Source organism: Peribacillus sp. FW305-BF15 (assembly GCF_058783805.1).
On the sequence record NZ_JBYSYV010000009.1, the window covers coordinates 97,095 to 118,640 of the forward strand.

Consider the following 21,546-nt stretch of genomic DNA (forward strand, 5'->3'; position numbering starts at 1 on the left):
CTTTGGTTTTTTTATCTGAATACATAATATTATTGATTTTTTAGGAGGTACAAAAAATGGCTAATGTTGATCATGCCAAATTAGAAGAAGCGGTTAAAATGCTTCTCGAGGCTGTAGGGGAAGACCCAACGAGGGAAGGACTGCTGGATACTCCTGCTCGTGTAGCCAGAATGTATGAAGAAATTTTTTCTGGACTTAATCAGGATCCAAAGGAATATTTCGATACTGTTTTTGGGGAGGACCATGAAGAACTCGTACTTGTAAAGGATATTCCGTTTTACTCGGTATGTGAACATCATTTAGTCCCTTTTTACGGGAAAGCCCATGTAGCATATATTCCGAAAAACGGAAAAGTGACTGGTTTAAGCAAATTGGCACGGGCGGTTGAGGCTGTATCGAAGCGTCCGCAGCTTCAAGAGCGCATCACTTCTACAGTTGCAGACTCGATAATGGAAAAGCTCGAGCCTCATGGTGTAATGGTTGTAGTCGAGGCTGAACATATGTGCATGACCATGCGAGGCGTGAAAAAACCCGGATCTAAAACAGTGACTTCAGCTGTAAGGGGAACGTTTGCGAAGGATCACCGTACTAGAGCTGAAGTACTGGCATTCATTAAAGACTAAGGATATGGGGGCAGGAAAAAATGAATGATAAAAAGATTCTGAATGATTTTGTCGTAATCAAAGCCATTGAGGATAGTGTGAATGTCATCGGGTTGACAAGGGGAACGGACACCAAGTTTCACCACTCCGAAAAACTGGACTCAGGAGAGGTGATGATCGCACAATTCACGGAGCATACCTCGGCAATTAAAATCAGGGGCCATGCAAAGGTCTATACTCCATTCGGAGAGATAGAAAGTGATTCCAAAAAGAATTCACCTGACAAATGATCGTTTCTCAATGCTTGGTTAATTATAAATCAATCACCTGATATCGCGTTTAACAAGCTGTAAATTTCCCGCATCCATTTTTTTGAAGAGCAAAAGTCGATGATTTCCTTGTTTTTGGAAGTTTCATTTTATAAACGTTGACCATTTCATCTGATTGTTTTTATGGTATAATAATGTGTATTTTACACAGACAGAAACCAATATGTATGTATGAAAAAAATTATCTTTCGGGGATGCAAGGGTGATCTCAATTGTTAAACATAACGGACGACATAAGGCAATTAAAACGATTAATAGAAACGAAAGCTCAACATCCATATTTGTTGAAGTATATACAAAAGCCAAGCTTGGACGAAGATAAACTGATGTTGCTTTGGGGATTGTTTAACGATTTGGACGTTACAAGCGAAAAACGGAATCAATACATCATTTCAACCATGTTAGTGCAAATAGCTCTGGATACCCATGAAATCGTCTCGAATTCGGGTGAAGGAATCGAGTCGCCGGAGGTATTGAAAAATCGCCAATTACAAGTGCTTGCCGGTGATTACTATAGTGGCTTATATTATCAAGGGCTTGCCAGTATAGGTAATGTTGATATGATCCGTATCCTTTCAAGCGCGATAAAAAAAATAAATGATAATAAAATCATTCTATACCAACAAGGGTCGATTCAAGATGTACCAACGCTTTTAATGACGATAAAAGCGATCGAGGCTTCGCTGATTCAGAAACTTGCGGATTACTATAATGAGCCTGCCTGGATAGAGATATCGGAAGATCTGCTGCTTGTAAAACGGTTGCATGCCGAGAAGAGAAGTTATATGAAGTCGGGGGAATCAATAGTTTTTGATGCCCTAAGGGAAATGCCTTTTGATGACTCGATCGGTGGGGATGTTCCCATTTCGGAAAAGGAAGAACAGGTACGCACCCAATTCGACAAGTGCCTGAGGGATGCCAGGCAATCCGTAGAGCGCTCGATGCGGAAGCTGGCAAAGTTGGATGATGAACTACTGGAAAGAGTGAAGGCCATCTTGGAACAAACAGAGAGTATGGCAAATTCATATGTGAAAGAAGGGTGAATCATGGAGCAGTCTAAAGAGCAAAAAGTTCATCATGTCTTTGAAAAGATTTACGGAAATTATGACAAGATGAATTCCCTCATAAGCTTTAAACAGCATCTTAAATGGCGGAAGGCTACAATGGCCATCATGAATGTCCCAAAAGGCGCCCATGCACTGGATGTATGCTGTGGAACAGCGGACTGGACCATTGCCCTTGCTAATGAAGTAGGACCAGAAGGAAAGGTTGTTGGTCTGGATTTTAGTAAAAACATGCTGAAAATCGGCGAACAAAAGGTGAAGGAACTCAATCTGGATCAAGTTTCCCTAATGCATGGGAATGCAATGGAACTTCCTTTTGAGGATAATAGCTTTGACTATGTCACGATCGGTTTCGGGCTGCGGAATGTTCCTGATTACATGAAAGTGCTTAAAGAGTTAAACCGTGTAGCGAAGCCAGGTGGTATGGTCGTTTGCCTGGATACGTCACAGCCAACGATGCTAGGCTTTAAACAGGGTTATTATTTTTATTTCCGTTTCATCATGCCCATGTTCGGCAAATTATTCGCAAAAAGCTATAGTGAATACTCATGGCTGCAGGAATCGGCTCGAGATTTCCCAGGCATGAAAAAGCTTGAAAACATGTTTAAGCAGGCAGGAATGGAAAATGTCAGTTATAAAGCCCATTTCGGTGGGGTAGCAGCAACACATTTCGGGTACAAGCCTTCAAAATAAGCAGAATAGCAATGGACAAAGCTGGGTGGAATGTATGAAATTTAAAATGATGTATTCATTTTTGAATGCAGATTTGCAATTAATAGAAAAAGAGCTGGAAGCCGCAATTGAAGCGGATTCCACGGTTTTAAGGGAAGCTTCCCTGCATTTACTGCAATCCGGTGGAAAACGGATCCGTCCGGTATTCGTCCTATTGGGTGCGAAGTTTGGCAACTATGATATTCATGTCGTAAAGCATGTCGCAGCGACTCTGGAACTGATTCATACGGCCTCCCTTGTACATGATGATGTTGTGGATGATGCGGATTTACGCAGGGGGTCGGCTACCATCAAGTCGAAATGGGATAATCGTGTCGCCATGTACACAGGCGACTTCATTTTTGCTCGTGCACTGGAAATGATGGCGGTCATCGAGTCTCCGCTTGCGCATCAAATTCTCGCTGATACCATGGTTGAACTATGTCTTGGGGAAATTGAACAAATTAAAGATAAGTATAATTTCGAACAGAATTGGCGGATATATTTTAGACGGATCAAACGGAAAACGGCATTGCTCATTGCATCCAGCTGCCAGTTGGGAGCCATTTCAGCAGGTGTTGAAGAGGGAATTCACGAAAAGCTATTTAAATTCGGATATTATGTCGGTATGTCCTATCAAATCACCGATGATATATTGGATTTTACGGCGTCGGAAGAAGAGCTTGGTAAACCGGCCGGGAGTGATTTGATTCAAGGTAATATCACTTTACCCGTTTTGATCGCTATGGAGGATCCAAAGTTAAAAAAGCTTATCGAAACTGTTCGGGAAGATACGCCAAAAGATGAAATGTCCCATATAATCAATGCGATAAAAACTTCCGGTGCCATTGAACAGGCAGCGAGGATCAGTGATATGTATTTAGAAAAAGCTTTTACTGAGTTGAAGGGTCTTCCTGCCATTAAAGCTAGAAAAACTTTATCGGATATCGCGAAAAATATCGGAAAAAGAAAGTTTTGATAATGGGAGTTGCGAAACTCATCAAACAATGGTAATATTCTAAAAGTATTGCCTTATATAGGCAAATAACAATGATACATATTAGGAGTGACATTCATGGAAAGAACTTTTTTAATGGTAAAGCCTGACGGCGTTCAACGCAATTTAATCGGTGAAATCGTTTCCCGTTTCGAAAAGAAAGGCTTCCTTCTTGCAGGAGCAAAATTAATGGTCATTTCTCAAGAATTGGCTGAGCAACATTATGGCGAGCACAAAGAACGTCCTTTCTTTGGCGAATTAGTGGACTTCATTACTTCAGGTCCTGTCTTCGCAATGGTTTGGGAAGGTGAAAATGTAATCGCTACAGCACGTCAAATGATGGGTGCTACTAACCCTAAAGATGCAGCAGCAGCAACAATTCGTGGCGATTTTGCGGTAACTGTCGGCAAAAACATCATTCACGGATCTGATTCAGCTGAAAGCGCTGTACGTGAAATCGGTTTATTCTTCAAAGAAGAAGAACTTGTTGAGTATTCTAAACTTGTAAACGAGTGGGTTTATTAATTAGTACTCATCACTATATAGGAAGCGGGTTCCATCGTCATTATGCGATGGAACCCGTTTTTTTTTGCATTGCTTTTTTAGTTTCCCGGGATGGTAAGGAATTATTGTAGTTTAAAGAAAATATGGCACTCTCCGATATATAAAGGGAAGGACCACTTAAATAATTTTGTGCAGGGGAGTCGTAGGAATGCCTCAAGAATATGAAGAGTTTATTCGTAATATCAAAACGCTGACAGGCATTGATTTGGCATTATATAAGGAAGGGCAAATGAAAAGGCGATTGACATCTCTATATGAAAAAAGAGGATATCATTCATTTCGTGAATACCATATAGACATTCAAACCATTCCCGAAGTTTTAAATGAGTTTCTGGATAGAATGACAATCAATGTTTCCGAATTTTATCGAAATGCGAAAAGATGGAAGGTGTTGGAGCAGAAAATCCTTCCAGGTTTATTAGCAAACAAAAAAAAGTTGAAGATTTGGAGTGCGGCCTGTTCAACTGGAGAGGAACCATACACACTTGCCATGATTTTATCCAATCTGGTTCCACCTAGCCAGATAGAGATATTGGCGACGGATCTGGATGAAAATGTGTTGGCGCGAGCGGAATTGGGGATGTATCCTGAACGTTCCTTAAATGAAGTGCCTGAAGAAATCAAAAGGAAATACTTTGAAAAAAAAGCAGAATTTTATCGCGTTGATGAAGAAATCAAGAGAAGGGTGACATTTAAAAAGCAAAACCTTCTCTCTGATCGTTTTGAACAGGGGTTCGATTTAATCATTTGCCGCAATGTGCTAATTTATTTCACGGAAGAAGCCAAAAATTTGTTATATGAAAAATTCAGTGCATCACTAAGAAGCGGCGGGGTTTTTTTTGTAGGAAGTACAGAGCAAATATTCACCCCTGGAAAATATCAATTTGAAACGATCGATACATTTTTTTATAAGAAAAAGTAAATACTTTTTAAAAAAGGGACTGATTCTGCTCATGGGCGTTCAGTCCTTTTCGTTTGTCGAGTAATAGCAAATCCCAGTAGAACTCTGATTTGAAAGAAAAACTATATCGAAAATGTTTAAGTACTTGTAAAATAGAGTGAAAAGTGATTAAATTCAAACAATATGGTTTTTACGTTTTACATATACCCACATTTCATAAAATTGTGGTATATTGATACATATACACTTTAAAGTGCTAAAAGGGGGCTGGAAGATGAGATATTTAACAGCGGGAGAATCACATGGTCCGCAACTGACTACTATCATTGAAGGATTACCGGCAGGAATGCCGATTTCGAATGAGGATATCAATCAAGAATTGGGACGCCGGCAAAAAGGGCATGGACGTGGAAGAAGGATGCAGATCGAGAAAGATCAGGCTTTTATTTCTTCAGGAATCAGACATGGCTACACACTCGGTTCACCGGTTGCTTTGGTGGTCGAGAACGATGATTGGAAACATTGGACAAAGATTATGGGAAGTGAAGGGCTTTCAGAAGAGGAAGCTGAAGAAATTAAACGTAAAATCACCCGGCCTCGCCCTGGTCATGCCGACTTGAACGGCGGGATTAAATATGGGCACCGCGATTTGAGAAATGTTCTGGAACGCTCTTCAGCCCGTGAAACGACAGTAAGGGTGGCGGCAGGTTCTGTCGCAAAAAAACTATTGTCTTTATTGGGGATAGAAGTGGCATCGCATGTTTTGGAAATTGGCGGAGTGAAGGCAGAACCGCCAAAATACGAAACGATCCAGCAATTGCAACAGGTAACAGAAGAATCTTCCGTTAGATGTTTCGACAAAAACGTAGAGCAGCAGATGAAGGATGCAATAGATGAAGCGAAACAAAAAGGAGATTCCATCGGCGGAATCGTCGAAGTCATTGTAGAAGGAATGCCGGTGGGAGTGGGAAGTTATGTGCATTATGACCGTAAGCTTGATGCAAAACTAGCCGCAGCGATAATGAGCATCAATGCATTTAAAGGGGTGGAAATAGGTCTAGGATTTGAAGCGGCCCATCTATTCGGCAGTGATGTCCATGATGAAATCGCATGGGATGAAGAACAGGGTTATTACCGGAAAACCAATCGCCTTGGAGGTTTTGAAGGCGGTATGACAACTGGAATGCCGATAGTTGTACGCGGTGTGATGAAGCCGATCCCCACTTTATATAAACCTTTGAAAAGTGTTGATATTGATACGAAGGAAGTGTTTGAAGCAAGTGTCGAGCGTTCCGATAGTTGTGCCGTTCCTGCAGCAGCAGTAGTTGCTGAGGCGGTAGTGGCATGGGAACTGGCAGCTGCCATCGTTGATCAATTCCCTTCAGATCGTTATGAGCAATTAGCAGAGTACATAAGATCATATCGGGAAGAAGTAAAGGGGTTTTAAATCATGGAATCCATCCAAATAAAAACGGCTTCCAAGCAATATCCGGTTTTAATTGGCAAGAAGGCAATCAATGAATTGCCCGAATTAATAACACATGAGCTGAATCATCTAAACAAGATTCTTATCATAACTGATGAGAAAGTGGCGGCACTTCATTTGCAGACTGTGAAGGACGCCCTGATCAAGACGGGAAAACCGGTCTTGCATCATGTAGTGCCAGAAGGGGAGCATGCTAAAACATTCGATGTGTTTTATGAATGCCAAAGCTTCTGCTTAACACAACAGATTAATCGCAAGTCATTGATTATTGCCCTTGGCGGCGGTGCAGTCGGTGACTTGGCTGGATTCGTTGCAGCTACATTTATGAGAGGGATTCCATTTATACAGGTTCCGACGACTTTGCTTGCCCACGACAGTGCAGTGGGCGGCAAGGTTGCCATCAATCACCCGCTAGGGAAAAATATGATTGGGGCCTTTCATCAGCCTGAAGCGGTCATTTATGATCTGGAATTTTTAAAGACTCTGCCACTTAAAGAATTAAGGTCAGGTTTTGCAGAAGTCATTAAACATTCCTTGATAGCAGATAATGAGCTTTATCTATGGTTAAAGTCGAATATTGTTGATTTGAATGATATAACGGATGAGCAGTTCCTTACCATGATTACAAAAGGGATTGGCATTAAAGCTAAAATTGTCGAAGAGGATGAGAAGGAAAACGGCATTCGTGCCTTTTTGAATTTTGGTCATACGCTTGGACATGCAGTGGAAGGTTCAATGGGATACGGAAACTTTACGCATGGGGAATCGATTTTAATCGGGATGGTATATGCTCTTAAACTAAGCAGAAAGAAAGTGGGTCTTGATTTTAAACTAGATGAGTTTATTGCCTGGGTTTCTTCTTTAGGTTATGAAATAACCATTCCAACACGACTTCAACATGAAATGCTGCTAGAATTAATGAAAACAGACAAAAAATCGGTCAATGATGCAGCTACCTTTGTCCTGCTAAACGAAGTGGGGTCACCGCTATTAATGGATATAGCCGACTCTGAGCTGATAGAGGAAATGGCGGAGATGATTTAGAGTTCAGTAGAAGGGGGACTATGTGTGATAAGAGGAATAAGGGGTGCCACTACAGTAGAAAGTGACACAGAAATGGAAGTGATTTCTGCTGTCGAAAAGTTGATGGCCGAGATCATTCAGGTCAACGAAGTTGATCCCGATATGGTAGCTTCTGTATTTTTTTCTGCTACGGAAGAGATTCGTTCTGTCTTCCCTGCCAAAGCCTTGAGGAAATTCGAAGGCTGGACTTATGTACCGGTTACATGCATGAAAGAAATACCGGTGAGCAATTCCTTGCCATTTTGCATCCGGGTCATGATCCACGTAAATACGACAAAATCTCAAAAAGAGATACAGCATGTATACCAGGCAGGGGCTACGGTATTACGGCCAGATTTGACAAAGCAGATATAAGATGATTATAAATCTATTAATATGATATACTATTCTCACACTTTCTTACTTTAAAGTGATAAATATATAGAGGTGATTGACATGAAATGGAATGAAGCGGTCCTTTCCTTGAAGTCTTATCAACCGGGAAAATCCACTGATGAAGTGAAAAAATTATACGGGCTGGAAAAAATCACGAAATTAGCTTCAAATGAAAATCCTTTTGGCTGTTCGGAAAAGGTCAAGGAATCCGTTAGGAATTCAACCCATTCGTTTGCCATCTATCCAGATGGATATGCAACGATGCTAAGGGAAGCTGTTGCGAAACATACAGGTGTGAAAGAAACTCAGCTTATTTTTGGAAATGGATCTGATGAGAACATTCAAATCATCTCCAGGAGTCTATTGGGAGCTGGAAAGAATACGGTCATGGCAACAGGCACTTTTTCGCAGTATCGCCATAATGCCACACTAGAAGGGGCGGAAATAAGGGAAGTTCCTCATATTGACGGTGCTCATGATCTAGAAGGAATGCTTAAAGTAATAGATGATGAAACATCGGTTGTATGGCTTTGTACACCAAATAATCCAACAGGTAAATACATTTCGGAACAGGACTTAATATCGTTCATCGAAAAAGTGCCGGAAGATGTTCTTATCGTTTTGGATGAAGCTTATTGTGAATATGCAACGGCTGAGGATTACCCTAGAACGAATCAATGGATCAATAAATATAAAAATTTGATCATACTCCGGACTTTCTCAAAAATTTATGGACTTGCCAGTTTTAGGGTAGGGTACGGTTTGGCGGATGAGGATATCATCCAGAAACTAGATCCATCCCGGGAACCATTCAATGTGAACACATTTGCACAGAATATTGCTATCGTCGCTTTGGAAGATCAGGCCTTCATTGAAAAATGCAAGGAAGAAAATCAAAAAGGGCTAAAGCAGTACTATGAATTTTGCAATAAGGAAAATTTGGCGTATTACGCGTCACAAGGTAATTTCATCTTTATCCATTTTAAACAGGATGCCGATGTGGTATTTCAATATTTGCTTGAGCGCGGCTTCATCGCAAGGTCGGGGAAATCTTTCGGTTTTCCTAACAGCCTGAGGGTAACGATTGGTTCCACGGAAGAAAATGAAGGAATGATCCATGCCATTAAAGCTTTTTTGAATGAAGTTGAGGCACCTTCTGATTCGCTGCTTTAACGTTTCATCAAACCTAGAGGAGCATAAAAGATGCGGGGGAGAGAAGAGTGAAGGGTAAGGTTTTTGTAATAGGTTTAGGTCTAATAGGCGGATCACTGGCCATGGCTGTACGCCATGCACATCCTGAAGCCGTGATTGTTGGTATGGACCTAAGTGAAAAGAATATTCAACTATCGATGCTATTGGGGATCATTGATGATTCTGTGTCATCTTTGGAAGCGGGAGCATGTGAAGCTGATTTGATTCTACTTGCTGTGCCTGTCAATGAAACCGTGAAGATTTTAGCTCAATTGGCTGATATGGATTTGAAAAGTGATGTCCTCATATCTGATGCTGGAAGTACGAAGGATACAGTCGTTAAGGCAGCGAAACCATTGATAGATAAAGGGGTGGCCTTCATCGGGGGGCACCCTATGGCTGGTTCCCATAAGAGCGGCGCTGCGGCAGCCAAATTACATTTATTCGAACATGCATTTTATTTGCTTACTCCCGGGGACACCATCAAAGAAGAAAAAGTTGAGCAGCTGAAAGGGTGGCTGCAGGGGACAAGAGCTAACTTTCTTATTGTTAGTCCTGCCACACACGATAAGCTGACTGGGGTCATTAGTCATTTTCCGCATATTGTCGCATCAGGGCTCGTTAAGCAGGCAGAAAATTACAGTAAGGAAAACAAGTTGATTTCAAGGCTCGCAGCAGGTGGATTCCGGGATATTACCAGAATCGCCTCAAGCAGTCCGGAAATGTGGCGTGACATTTTGTTACATAACCGGGATGTGCTGCTTGAATTAATGAATGATTGGCTGAATGAAATGGAGCATATAAAAGGTCTGGTTGCGAATGAAGAAAGTGAAGAAATCCTTCGATTCTTTACCGATGCCAAGATTTTCAGGGATGATTTGCCGACACATGCGAAAGGCGCCATACCAGCGTTTTATGATTTATATATCGATATACCGGATTATGCCGGAATAATTTCTGAGATTACCGGATATTTGGCACAGGAAGGTATCAGCATTACAAACATAAGGATCATTGAAACCAGGGAAGAGATATACGGTGTGCTGGTCATCAGTTTCCAAACGGATGTTGATCGCATAAAAGCTGCGGAGTGTATTTCAAGACATACAGATTATGAAACGATCCTGGCATAATAATATAGGGAAGGATGGTTTTATGAATACTAAAAAATTACAAACAAAAATCCAAACATTGCGTGGTTCGATTGCCATACCTGGAGATAAGTCGATCTCCCATCGTTCGATAATGTTTGGAGCCCTTGCCGAAGGGGAAACGACAGTAACTAATTTTCTTCCAGGAGCTGATTGTTTAAGTACGATCTCCTGTTTTAAGCAGCTTGGAGTCCATATTGAACAAGATGGCCAGCACGTCAAAATTGAAGGCAAAGGTTTTAATGGATTAAAGGAACCTGAATCAGTACTGGATGTCGGAAATTCTGGTACCACGATCAGGTTAATGATGGGCATATTGGCAGGACAGGATTTTTCAGCCGTTTTGGCAGGTGACGAATCGATAGCCAAACGTCCAATGACCCGGGTAGTCAACCCTCTACGTCAGATGGGAGCAACCATTGATGGCCGAAAAGGAGCCGAATATACCCCTCTCGCCATAAGAGGAGGCAAATTACAAGGGTTTCGCTACGAATTGCCTGTAGCGAGTGCACAGGTGAAATCTGCGATAATCTTGGCTGGTTTACAGGCAGAAGGTGAAACGATCATTATCGAACCGGAAGAGACCCGTGATCATACAGAACGAATGATCCAGGAGTTTGGCGGTAAAATCGAAAAGGACGGCCATACGATTAAAGTAAGCGGAAATCAAGTCTTCAAAGGGACGGCCATCCATGTGCCGGGTGATATTTCTTCGGCAGCTTTCTTCATGGTGGCTGCAGCGATTACGGAAAATAGTGAAGTGGTATTAAAGAATGTGGGCCTTAATTCGACAAGGACTGGAATCATCGAAGTCATGAAATCGATGGGGGCTGATATCACGATAGAGAAGAAGACGAGCGAGGGAGAACCTGCAGGTGACATCACGGTCAGAAGCTCCCGATTAAAAGGAACGACCATCAGCGGTGATTTAATTCCCCGTCTCATCGATGAAATACCGGTAATTGCACTTCTGGCGACACAGGCAGAAGGGATAACGACGATCAAGGATGCAGCAGAATTAAAAGTGAAAGAGACGAATCGAATTGATACTGTTGCAAATGAGCTTTCCATCCTGGGGGCAGATATAACCCCGACAGCAGACGGATTGATCATCAAAGGCCGTAAAGCCCTGAATGGAGGTATGGTTACAAGCCATGGGGATCATCGTATCGGGATGATGCTTGCTGTAGCGGCTTTGATAACGGATGGGGAAGTGGAACTTGCCGACCCTGATGCCATCGATGTATCATATCCACAATTTTTTGGGCATTTGACGCAATTGATAAAGTAAATATAAAAAAAAGTTTACATACCTTATTTGGTCTGTAAACTTTTTTTAAATGCTTAAAAGTGTTGAAAGCGCTAACATCAGGGGTGTTTTGTACCTGAATTGATCATGAAAATAATGAAAAAGGGGTTCAAGATCAAAAAGGAGATTTACCGTAGCATGGAGAATTAACTAGTAACCTTTTTTTAATGAGAATGGGAGGGGACTTCATCGATGGAATACAAGGCTGCAGTATGGTAAACTAATGAATACTGTTTACTATGCATCTCGCGATTACAAGGTATTTTGTTCTTAATGGCAGAGTATATTACATTATGGCGTGAGTGTGTATGACTAGGGACCAAGTCTATCATGCAAAAGGAAGGATTCAACAATGAACACAGTGGAACAAGTTATACAGCATTTAAAAAAAGGGGAATTAACAGAAGCTCTTAAACATATAAATCGAATTAAATCATCAGAGTCAGCAGAGGACATTTTATTGCTGGCCGAAGAAATGCTCCAGCTTGGCTTTGCGGAAGAGGCAAAGGATCTTTTTGAACATCTGCTGCAACTCTATCCCGATGAAGGAGAATTGATTGTTTCGTTGGCGGAAATCCTAATTGATATGGACCAGGAAGATGAAGCGATGCTGATGCTTGAAAAAGTAAGTGCAGATGATGAAGTATATCCAAGTGCTTTGCTTTTGGAAGCGGACCTTTATCAATTGCAGGGGATGGATGAGGTCAGCGAACGGAAATTACTGCAGGCTAAGGAATTGCTTCCAGATGAGATCATCATTGATTTTGCACTAGCTGAACTGTTCTTTCATCAAGGCAGGGATCAGGAAGCCATTGCAAATTACATAAAGGTTTTGGAACAGGAACAAGAAATCGCTGGTGTTAATGTCAATCAGAGGCTTGCTGAAGCATTAAGCAGCTCGGGCAAGTTCGAGGATGCCCTTCCGCACTTTGAGAAGGCCTTGAAGGACGGACTTGAAATCAATACTCTATTTGAATATGCATTTACTGCTTTTCAGGCAGGTCTTTATGAGACTGCCGTACGAAAGTTTATTGAACTGAAAGAATTAGATCATGAATATCATTCACTATATTTGTACCTGGCAAAGAGTTATGAACATCTTGAAGATCTCGAAAATGCCTTGAAAACGGTCAAAGAAGGAATCAAGGCTGATGAATTCAATAAGGAACTTTACTTCTTCGGTGGTAAAATTGCCTTGAAAAGCGGGCTTGACGAAGAGGCTGAAAATCTATTTAAAGAAGCACTTGCCATTGATCCGGGATATCTGGAAGCTGCACTCACCCTTTTGAAATTGTATATGCACCAAGAAAGGTATGAAGATGTATTGGAGTGTATAGGTGAAGTAAGGCGATATGGAGAGGATGATCCTCAGTTTGATTGGATTGCTGCTGTATCTTATCAACATACCGAACAATTTAAAGAGTCATTAACCAGCTATCATAAAGCATATAATTCATTCAAGAGCAATCAAGATTTCCTTGAAGATTATGGTTTCTTTTTAATTGAAGAAGGAGACAGAGCCACATCTAGAGAAGTATTTAATAAGCTGCTTGAGATGAATCCGGCGAATGATGAGTATGCAATGATCTTGGAGCGGCTAGGTGAAAGCACAGAGGAAATGTAGATAAGTGAAATAAAACTAAATCAAGACAGAGGAGGGAATTCATGGTGGCTGCCCCTGTTTCTGTGAATGAGAAGAAGGATTTTATTCGGTGGTTCTTAAATCATTATCAACTGAAACGAAGAGAATGCGTGTGGATATTGAATTACTTAATGAGTCATGATCAACTGATGAAAAAGGTTCATTTTGTAGAAAATGCACAATATTGCCCACGTGGACTGATCATGTCGACACATTGTGTGGATGAGGTCCCTTTCAGGTTCTATAAGTCCAATATCATGACGACCGATGCAGAGAAATCTTTTCATGATATCCGTTTAAATCGGGACGAAGACATTTATATTCAGCTTAATTTTAAATCGTCTTACTCTTCCTATCAATATGCAGCGGTACTCGAGCATAATCCCTTCATGCCGAAATCGACGGCATCGAATGAAAAAGATCAGCTGCTAGCTGAACAATTTTTAGAAAGAAGCATGTTGTATTTTCAAAGGGACCGTCTTCTTAAGGAAATCGATGAAGCACTTGATAAGCATGATGAACAAGCATTTAAGGATTTAACCGAACAATTGAATCAATTGAAAGTACTTGGATGAAATAAATTGACCTTTCCTTAAACAGGAAAGGTTTTTATTTTTTATAAAATATTGATAAAATCCACATTTTTGTAAAGACTATGGGTATATGGTAAAGATGTTATAAAAATAATGGTAAAATGATAAGGAGTTGATTCAAAAATCGGGAGTGAAGAAAAAACATGAAGTGGACAGCAAAAGATCTTGACATGTATATGCAATCAAAAGAGTATGTGGATACCGTTTTGATTCCTTTGGTTCCTCTATCTTTTAAAGGGCAAATGAAGCAAACGGGCTCAATGAATGAATTTCTTACCATTTTAAGCTTGGAAATTGAAAAGCAGATGAAAGGTAGAATTCTTTTATTGCCGACATTTCATTATTTAAGTGATGAAATGGATAAGGTTGAACGGTTAAAGCGTTGGGCCAATGAAGTGAAAGAAAATAATTTCGAGCATGTTTTCTTTCTTACATCGGATTTCGAGTGGAAAAAAGAAGAGCGGGAATTAGAAAATAATTTAGTATGGATTCCTGCCATTCCCTTGGAGGGGCTTGAAATTGAACAAGCAAGGGAAATGATTAACCAGCAAGTTCTCCAAATCCTTGATATTTTCTCTTATAATTGGAAAAATGAAAAAAAGTAGGATTTTTCGCATTATTTGACACATAGTTGCCACCTTTTGGGTTTTACAAATATTGACCTTGGTAAATTATTGAGATATCATGGAAATGTCCTAGTTTTATAGTGTCGCTATTTATTGGTCCTTTGGGCTCTCAGTATAGTAATAGAGGGGGGGAAAACGCATGAGCAAGCATAATGTTTCACGACGTCAATTCCTTAATTACACACTTACTGGCGTTGGTGGATTTATGGCGGCCGGTATGTTGATGCCTATGGTTAGGTTTGCAATTGATCCTGTATTATCAGCTGATAAAGGCGGGGATTACGTTGCAACTAAGCAAAAGGTAGGTGAACTCACTACCGAACCAACCCGTGTCGACTTTAGTTTTAAACAGGTCGATGGGTGGTATGAGTCTGAAGAAACAAATACAGCTTGGGTTTACAAAACGGATGATGGTAAGATCGTTGCTTTATCTCCAATCTGTAAACATTTAGGCTGTACGGTAGGGTGGAATACGGATAAGACTAATCCGAATCAATTTTTCTGTCCTTGCCATTACGGCAGGTATACGAAAGATGGGGTGAATGTGAAAGGGACACCGCCAGTTTCACCATTGGATGTCTTTGACACGAAAGAAAAAGATGGAATACTTTATTTGGGTCAACTAAAACCGCACGGGGAGGCGTAAACATTGCTAACAAAGTTATATGACTGGGTGGACGAGCGTTTAGATATTACGCCGTTATGGCGGGATATTGCTGACCATGAGGTTCCTGAACATGTTAACCCCGCACATCATTTTTCTGCATTCGTATATTGTTTTGGTGGGTTAACTTTCTTTATTACGGTCATCCAAATCTTGTCAGGCATGTTCTTGACGATGTACTATGTCCCGGACATTAAAAACGCTTGGGAATCTGTTTATTATTTGCAAAATGAAGTTGCCTTCGGTCAAATTGTCCGTGGTATGCATCACTGGGGAGCAAGTCTAGTTATCGTTATGATGTTTTTACATACTCTTCGTGTCTTCTTCCAGGGAGCTTACAAAAAACCGCGTGAATTGAACTGGATGGTCGGCGTATTGATTTTCTTCATCATGCTGGCATTAGGCTTGACTGGTTATTTATTGCCATGGGATATGAAAGCGCTATTCGCAACGAAAGTTACGTTGACAATTGTCGAATCGGTACCGTTGATGGGACCGGCACTCAAGACATTGATAGCAGGAGATCCAACCATCGTTGGAGCACAGACATTGACACGATTCTTTGCAATTCATGTATTCTTCCTGCCAGCAGCATTATTTGCTTTACTAGCAGCTCATTTCCTGATGATCCGAAAACAAGGTATTTCAGGTCCGCTATAAAAGAATGGTGAACCAAAAACCAAAAAAACCTTTTCATAAAGGAGGGGAATTGTTCAATGCATCGTGGGAAAGGTATGAAATTCGTAGGTGACTCGCGTATCTCCGCGGACCGTAAACCGAATATTCCGAAAGATTATTCAGAATATCCTGGGAAAACTGAAGCATTTTGGCCTAATTTCCTTTTAAAAGAATGGATGGTAGGAGCTGTATTTCTTGTAGGCTACCTTTGCCTGACAATCGCACATCCGTCACCATTGGAAAGGATAGCAGATCCAACAGATACAGGGTATATTCCGCTGCCGGACTGGTATTTCCTATTCCTTTACCAATTACTTAAGTATACCTATGCTTCAGGTCCTTATAATGCTATCGGGTCCATGGTAATACCCGGCTTGGCTTTCGGAGCGTTGCTCTTGGCACCTTTTCTAGATCGTGGTCCAGAGCGGAGCCCGGCGAAACGTCCTTTTGCTGTAGGCTTCATGCTATTGGCAATGGCCGGCGTTTTCTATCTAACATGGGAGTCCGCAGCCCATCACGATTGGGAAGCTTCCAAGAAGCAAGGAGCCATCGTGGAAGGTGCAGACATTGATAAAGAGAGCGATGGGTATAAACTGATGGATTCCAATGGCTGTATTAGCTGTCACGGAGCAGAATTAACTGGTGGAGCAGGAGCGCCAAGCTTAATTGACACTGGATTGAAGCCAGAAGAAATTTCTAAAATCGCAGTCAAAGGCCAGGGTGCCATGCCAGCTGGCATGTTCAAAGGTACAGATGAAGAACTGAAAACATTAGCTGAATTTGTATCTGGTTTATCGACAAAGTAATATAGCCATAAACTTCAATTTCTTTCATAGGCTGCAAATAAAGCTGACGACTACGGTTGTCGGCTTTTTTATTGGTAAATTGAAGCGTATATGAGAGGAATTTGAAATGAATACTTGGTTTTCTGGTTGATGGCCTGTAAAATGAATATACTTGAGAATGTAAGTGAGGGTAAAAGAATGAATGTTATTTACAGTTTGCTTGCAAACCGGCAAATGCTCGCTTTGTTATTATTAATAAATATATTCGGTACTGCCTATGGATATTATTGGTATGGTAGTCAATTGGAAAACACTCCGGCGATTTTTTTGGCATTTGTACCGGACAGCCCGACAGCTAGCCTGTTTTTTGTATTTGTTTTATTGGGGTTCCTGTTAAGAAGGAATTTCGGACTTATGGAAGCATTGGCGATCATAACACTATTCAAATATGGAATATGGGCGGTTGCAATGAATTTGATGACCTTCGTGACAACCGGTTCATTGCCATGGGAAGGTTATATGTTAATGGCTTCTCATTTGGGGATGGCGATACAAGGGGTATTATATGCACCATTTTATCGAATAAAACCTTGGCATTTGATAGTGGCAGGGATTTGGACCATACATAATGACATAATCGATTATGTTTTCGAAATGATGCCAATTTATCGTGATTTATTGGTATATATGAATTCGATAGGTTATTTCACTTTTTGGCTCAGTATACTATCCATTTTTGTCGGCTGGTACTTTGGATATAGAAAAAAGCGGACCACCCTATCCTTCATCCATTAAAAAGTTAACTCTAAATACAGCTTTGTAAAAGCAGGGTTAACTTTTTTATGATGAACGAGGTCTACTCATGTTTTTTCTTTCATATCGTTTTAGTAGAGATATGAGGAGGGACGAGTAGCATGTTGAAAAAATTCATATTAACCATTGCTGTTTTATTTGTCGTCTTACATTTCCCTGTCTATGCAGAATCCTCTTCAAGTTTGGAGCAATTAGATAACATTTCCGATAGAGCCTTGGAAATGACCAAGTTGAAGCGATATGGAGATTCGGAAAAGATGCTGACGTTTTTTTCTGACCGGTTTTTAAAAGAGACAGCGAAAGAGCAGATCCTTGACATGGACGAACTTCGAATTATCACTGTAGCTCATAATGAGGCGTTGATGACAATAAAGGATATGAACAAGGGAGATTCCGAAAAGGTTAATTCTGTTACAAAGTTCCGGCTTGTTGTTGATGCGGTCAAGTCCACCCATCAGCCTCTTTGGACAGAGATGGAGGATCAAATGATGAATTCTTTCCAGCAGACAAAGAATGCCGCGATCAATCAAGACACAATTACCTTCAATAGCCAATTGAACTTATTCCTATCACAATATGAAATGATATATCCAAGCTTGAAAGTCGACCTTTCTAAAGAAACGATGCAGCAACTGGACACGAGGATTCAATACATCAACCAATACCGTCCGGAGGTAATCAGTGATGGAGAAAGTCAGAAGGAACTGGATGCGTTGCAAAACGAACTAACTTCCATTTTTGATGATATGGGTGAAGATGATGCAGATCCTTCCCTTTGGTGGGTCATCATATCGACAGGCTCAATCATTATCATGACGCTTTCTTATGTAGGCTGGAGAAAATATAAAGGTGATAGGGAAAAACCAAGGAAAGAACATAATGATTAAATAGACAGGGGAAGAGAACACTATATTTGACACGGTTGCCTTCAATCCATAGAATTAAGAGTAATAATAGTTATAGGAGGATACCATGTATTTCATTTATTTGGCGATTATCATTTTAATCCCGATTTATGCACAAATGAAAGTGAAAAGCACATATAAAAAATATTCAAAGGTATCGGCCTCTTCCGGTATGAGCGGTGCTGAGACGGCGCGGGCCATTTTAGATCAAAATGGACTGTTCAATGTCAGGGTCGAAGAGACACCTGGAATGCTTTCGGACCATTATGACCCAAGGGATAAAACGGTGCGTTTATCATCGGATAACTATCACGGCCATTCAGTTGCCGGTGTAGCGGTAGCGGCCCATGAAGTTGGACATGCGATTCAAGATAAAGAAGCCTATGCATTCTTGCGTTTCCGTCATGCATTAGTACCGGTAGCTAATTTTGGCTCTAACATATCTTGGATTTTGATTTTAATCGGGATGTTAGCTTCAATTCCTCAGTTGCTATTGGCGGGTATCGTATTTATGGCAGCCGCTGTATTGTTCCAAGTGATTACCCTGCCGGTTGAATTCAATGCCTCTTCTAGGGCGATGGATCAACTCGTTTCCGCCGGGGTCATCCGGAACGATGAAGAACGGGAAACGAAAAAAGTATTAAGTGCCGCTGCGATGACTTATGTTGCTGCCGCTCTTGTAGCCGTACTGGAATTAGTTCGTCTTCTGCTTATGTATACAGGAATGAGGGAAGAAGATTAATGAGAAAAGGACACCATCTTGGGATGGGGTCCTTTTTTCATTTTTAAGAGTATTTGCTGCACATTGCTAATAAAATTCATTTGGACAGGGCAACATTCATAAGGGTTGCATTCAATCGGTATGTACAGTCAATGGATCACCTTTCAATGGGATTCTTGTTCTCATCAAGGGTAAAGCCCTCACCCAATACGTCATGAACTTCACTGACTGATACAAATGCATGAGGGTCCACAGAAGTTATGGCATTTTTTAAGCGGACTAACTCATTTTTCCCAACAACACAATAGAGGACTTCCCGGTCATTGCGTGTAAAGGACCCATAGCCCCTTAATACAGTTACGCCCCGCTCCATATCATTCATGATTTTTTCGGCAATTTCCTTGTTTTTGTCACTAATGATCATTGCACCTCTAGCAGCATAGGCTCCTTCTTGCATAAAGTCGATTACTCGGGCACCTATGAAAACGGCAACGAGGGTATACATCGCTTGCCGGTAATCCAGGTAGGTAAGGATCGATAGGCCAATGACGACGGCATCAAAGATGAACATGGTCCGACCCATGCCAATACCTAAGTAACGATGGGCAAAACGGGCAATGATATCCACTCCGCCCGTTGTACCGCCGTAACGAAAAATGATGCCCAGTCCGACACCGACCGAGACCCCGGCAAACAATGCCACAAGCATCAAATCATTACCGAGATTGATTTCAAATTCGTATCTCTCGAAAACCCATAGCCAAACGGAGAGGCCAACCGTTCCGATAATCGTATAAAAGAAAGATGTGCGACCTAAATATTTCCACCCGATTAAAAATAAGGGAATATTCAAAATCAAATTAGAATAAGAAGGATTTATCCCGATAAGTTGATATATAATCAAGGTGAGGCCGGTGAATCCGCCCTCGGCCAAGTTGTTCTGCATGTTAAAATGCACAAGGCCAAAAGCGAATATTCCAGCCCCAAAAAGGATAAATATGATGTTTTTCAATTTTAAGCCCAAAAGCATGTCCCATACCTCCAAAGGTTTGCATAGCATCAATTTACTTATTATAACTAATTAACCAACTATGGGCAATTTTGATTCCAAACGTATCTGTTGTCATCTGTTTCACTTTTAGCTAACATGGAGAAGGTATGATGTTTGAAAACGAAAATCAAGAATGGGTGACTCATATGGAAAATCAAAAGACGATCCAACAAATGCAAGCGGAAGTCGACCGATACATAGGACAATTTAAAGAAGGATATTTCAGCCCTCTGGCCATGCTCGCCCGCATGTCTGAAGAACTTGGGGAATTGGCTAGGGAAGTCAATCATTACCATGGTGAAAAACCAAAGAAGGCGACAGAGGAAGAGAATACCATTGAAGCGGAATTGGGGGACATGCTTTTTGTGTTGATTTGTTTTGCCAATTCTTTAGGGATTGATCTTCAAAACTCGCATGATTTGGTCATGGAAAAATTCACAACCCGCGATAAAGATAGATGGACAAGAAAAGAAGAGGAAATGGAGGAGGAAGGTAAAGATGAGTAAAGTGAAAGTGATTGTAGCAGGTCCACGAGGCAGAATGGGAAATGAAGCGGTGAAGCTTGTACATAGGACAGAAGGGTTTGAATTGGCAGCTGTCATAGATCGCAAGCATAACGGGGAAAGCCTTTCCGCAATAGAAGGTTTTCACGGGATTGAAGCACCGGTTTTTTCTGATATAAATGAATGCTTTTCTTCTGTAGAGGCAGACGTATTGATCGATTTGACCACACCGGAAGTGGGCATGTTCCATACAGAAACGGCACTTAATCATGGCATCCGCCCTGTAGTGGGAACGACTGGTTTTACAAAAGAAGATTTAGCAAAGCTGGATTCATTGACAAAAGAAAAAGGCATTGGTTGCATCATCGCGCCAAACTTTGCAATTGGCGCCATTTTGATGATGAAGTTTTCCCAAATGGCCGCAAAGTATTTCCCGGATGTGGAAATCATAGAAATGCACCATGATCAAAAACTGGATGCACCTTCTGGAACTGCTTCCAAAACGGCAGACATGATTGCAGCGGTACGTGAAACAAAACAACAGGGGCACCCTTATGAAAAAGAAACCATCCAGGGGGCAAGAGGTGCAAATGTAGATGGCATGCATATCCACAGTGTCCGTCTACCGGGACTCGTTGCCCATCAACAGGTGCTTTTTGGAAGTGATGGAGAGCTATTGACGGTTAGGCATGATTCCTTTAATCGAGCTTCCTTCATGTCAGGAGTCAAACTTGCTGTCGATACGGTCATGAAATTGGATGTTCTTGTATACGGCTTGGAAAATATTATTGAATAGGGATCA

At 41.1% G+C, this 21,546-nt stretch carries 25 protein-coding genes; 24 read left to right on the top strand and 1 reads right to left on the bottom strand.

All coding sequences use genetic code 11. The features are described from left to right. Positions 1-56 precede the first annotated feature (56 nt). The 22 genes from folE to AC3WLU_RS11640 all read left to right on the top strand — a co-directional run bounded on the left by folE (position 57) and on the right by AC3WLU_RS11640 (position 19,211). Positions 57-623 (top strand): GTP cyclohydrolase I FolE, encoded by a 567-nt coding sequence (gene folE / locus AC3WLU_RS11535; RefSeq protein WP_034308020.1) that lies wholly within the window; start codon positions 57-59, stop codon positions 621-623. A gap of 20 nt (positions 624-643) precedes the next feature. Further along, positions 644-892 (top strand): trp RNA-binding attenuation protein MtrB, encoded by a 249-nt coding sequence (gene mtrB, locus AC3WLU_RS11540; RefSeq protein WP_034308017.1) that lies wholly within the window; start codon positions 644-646, stop codon positions 890-892. Between the two features lie 251 nt (positions 893-1,143). Then, a complete protein-coding gene (locus AC3WLU_RS11545) occupies positions 1,144-1,974 on the top strand; it encodes a heptaprenyl diphosphate synthase component 1 (protein WP_283928828.1) in 831 nt (276 codons plus the stop codon). A gap of 3 nt (positions 1,975-1,977) precedes the next feature. Beyond that, a complete protein-coding gene (locus AC3WLU_RS11550) occupies positions 1,978-2,688 on the top strand; it encodes a demethylmenaquinone methyltransferase (RefSeq protein ID WP_034308012.1) in 711 nt (236 codons plus the stop codon). A gap of 34 nt (positions 2,689-2,722) precedes the next feature. Next, a complete protein-coding gene (gene hepT / locus AC3WLU_RS11555; protein WP_053535594.1) occupies positions 2,723-3,685 on the top strand; it encodes a heptaprenyl diphosphate synthase component II in 963 nt (320 codons plus the stop codon). A 96-nt stretch (positions 3,686-3,781) separates the two neighbouring features. Next, positions 3,782-4,228, top strand: coding sequence for a nucleoside-diphosphate kinase (gene ndk, locus AC3WLU_RS11560; protein ID WP_034308008.1), 447 nt, complete (start codon positions 3,782-3,784; stop codon positions 4,226-4,228). 187 nt (positions 4,229-4,415) lie between these two features. Beyond that, entirely contained in the window at positions 4,416-5,189 is a 774-nt protein-coding gene (locus AC3WLU_RS11565; protein WP_492597280.1) for a CheR family methyltransferase, read from the top strand. A 253-nt stretch (positions 5,190-5,442) separates the two neighbouring features. Next, complete coding sequence (gene aroC / locus AC3WLU_RS11570) at positions 5,443-6,615, top strand: chorismate synthase (protein ID WP_034308003.1); 1,173 nt, start codon at positions 5,443-5,445, stop codon at positions 6,613-6,615. 3 nt (positions 6,616-6,618) lie between these two features. Beyond that, complete coding sequence (gene aroB, locus AC3WLU_RS11575) at positions 6,619-7,698, top strand: 3-dehydroquinate synthase (RefSeq protein WP_492597281.1); 1,080 nt, start codon at positions 6,619-6,621, stop codon at positions 7,696-7,698. Between the two features lie 24 nt (positions 7,699-7,722). After that, positions 7,723-8,091: a chorismate mutase gene (aroH, locus tag AC3WLU_RS11580; protein ID WP_082609239.1), complete on the top strand. Its 369-nt coding sequence runs from the start codon at positions 7,723-7,725 to the stop codon at positions 8,089-8,091. 81 nt (positions 8,092-8,172) lie between these two features. Next, on the top strand, positions 8,173-9,285 hold the full coding sequence (hisC, locus tag AC3WLU_RS11585; protein WP_492597282.1) for a histidinol-phosphate transaminase: 1,113 nt from the start codon (positions 8,173-8,175) through the stop codon (positions 9,283-9,285). 47 nt (positions 9,286-9,332) lie between these two features. Then, the gene (locus AC3WLU_RS11590) at positions 9,333-10,436 is read left to right on the top strand and encodes a prephenate dehydrogenase (RefSeq protein WP_057276291.1); all 1,104 of its coding nucleotides are present in this window, start codon (positions 9,333-9,335) and stop codon (positions 10,434-10,436) included. 22 nt (positions 10,437-10,458) lie between these two features. After that, positions 10,459-11,745, top strand: a complete 1,287-nt coding sequence (aroA, locus tag AC3WLU_RS11595) for a 3-phosphoshikimate 1-carboxyvinyltransferase (protein WP_057276292.1) — start codon at positions 10,459-10,461, stop codon at positions 11,743-11,745. A 370-nt stretch (positions 11,746-12,115) separates the two neighbouring features. Beyond that, positions 12,116-13,387: a tetratricopeptide repeat protein gene (locus AC3WLU_RS11600; protein ID WP_403188335.1), complete on the top strand. Its 1,272-nt coding sequence runs from the start codon at positions 12,116-12,118 to the stop codon at positions 13,385-13,387. 41 nt (positions 13,388-13,428) lie between these two features. Then, complete coding sequence (locus AC3WLU_RS11605) at positions 13,429-13,980, top strand: ReoY family proteolytic degradation factor (RefSeq protein ID WP_034307987.1); 552 nt, start codon at positions 13,429-13,431, stop codon at positions 13,978-13,980. 161 nt (positions 13,981-14,141) lie between these two features. After that, entirely contained in the window at positions 14,142-14,603 is a 462-nt protein-coding gene (locus AC3WLU_RS11610) for a YpiF family protein (protein WP_053535588.1), read from the top strand. A gap of 160 nt (positions 14,604-14,763) precedes the next feature. Next, complete coding sequence (locus tag AC3WLU_RS11615) at positions 14,764-15,270, top strand: Rieske (2Fe-2S) protein (protein ID WP_057276295.1); 507 nt, start codon at positions 14,764-14,766, stop codon at positions 15,268-15,270. Between the two features lie 3 nt (positions 15,271-15,273). Continuing rightward, positions 15,274-15,948, top strand: a complete 675-nt coding sequence (gene qcrB, locus AC3WLU_RS11620) for a menaquinol-cytochrome c reductase cytochrome b subunit (protein WP_034307974.1) — start codon at positions 15,274-15,276, stop codon at positions 15,946-15,948. 56 nt (positions 15,949-16,004) lie between these two features. Further along, positions 16,005-16,772 (top strand): menaquinol-cytochrome c reductase cytochrome b/c subunit, encoded by a 768-nt coding sequence (locus AC3WLU_RS11625; protein ID WP_034307972.1) that lies wholly within the window; start codon positions 16,005-16,007, stop codon positions 16,770-16,772. 177 nt (positions 16,773-16,949) lie between these two features. Beyond that, positions 16,950-17,546, top strand: a complete 597-nt coding sequence (lhaT, locus tag AC3WLU_RS11630; RefSeq protein WP_098865335.1) for a lipoprotein heptaprenylglyceryl N-acetyltransferase LhaT — start codon at positions 16,950-16,952, stop codon at positions 17,544-17,546. A gap of 119 nt (positions 17,547-17,665) precedes the next feature. Next, positions 17,666-18,451, top strand: a complete 786-nt coding sequence (gene ypjB / locus AC3WLU_RS11635) for a sporulation protein YpjB (RefSeq protein ID WP_034307968.1) — start codon at positions 17,666-17,668, stop codon at positions 18,449-18,451. Between the two features lie 85 nt (positions 18,452-18,536). Then, a complete protein-coding gene (locus tag AC3WLU_RS11640) occupies positions 18,537-19,211 on the top strand; it encodes a zinc metallopeptidase (protein WP_053535585.1) in 675 nt (224 codons plus the stop codon). Between the two features lie 136 nt (positions 19,212-19,347). On the opposite strand, the gene AC3WLU_RS11645 is transcribed toward AC3WLU_RS11640, so the two are convergent. Then, complete coding sequence (locus AC3WLU_RS11645; RefSeq protein ID WP_098937403.1) at positions 19,348-20,220, bottom strand: YitT family protein; 873 nt, start codon at positions 20,218-20,220, stop codon at positions 19,348-19,350. Between the two features lie 167 nt (positions 20,221-20,387). Here AC3WLU_RS11645 and AC3WLU_RS11650 point away from each other — a divergent pair, with 167 nt between their 5' ends. Next, positions 20,388-20,747 (top strand): nucleotide pyrophosphohydrolase, encoded by a 360-nt coding sequence (locus AC3WLU_RS11650; protein WP_369315034.1) that lies wholly within the window; start codon positions 20,388-20,390, stop codon positions 20,745-20,747. After that, a complete protein-coding gene (dapB, locus tag AC3WLU_RS11655; protein ID WP_492597283.1) occupies positions 20,740-21,540 on the top strand; it encodes a 4-hydroxy-tetrahydrodipicolinate reductase in 801 nt (266 codons plus the stop codon). Before AC3WLU_RS11650 ends, dapB begins: the two co-directional genes overlap by 8 nt. The last annotated feature ends 6 nt before the right edge of the window (positions 21,541-21,546 follow it).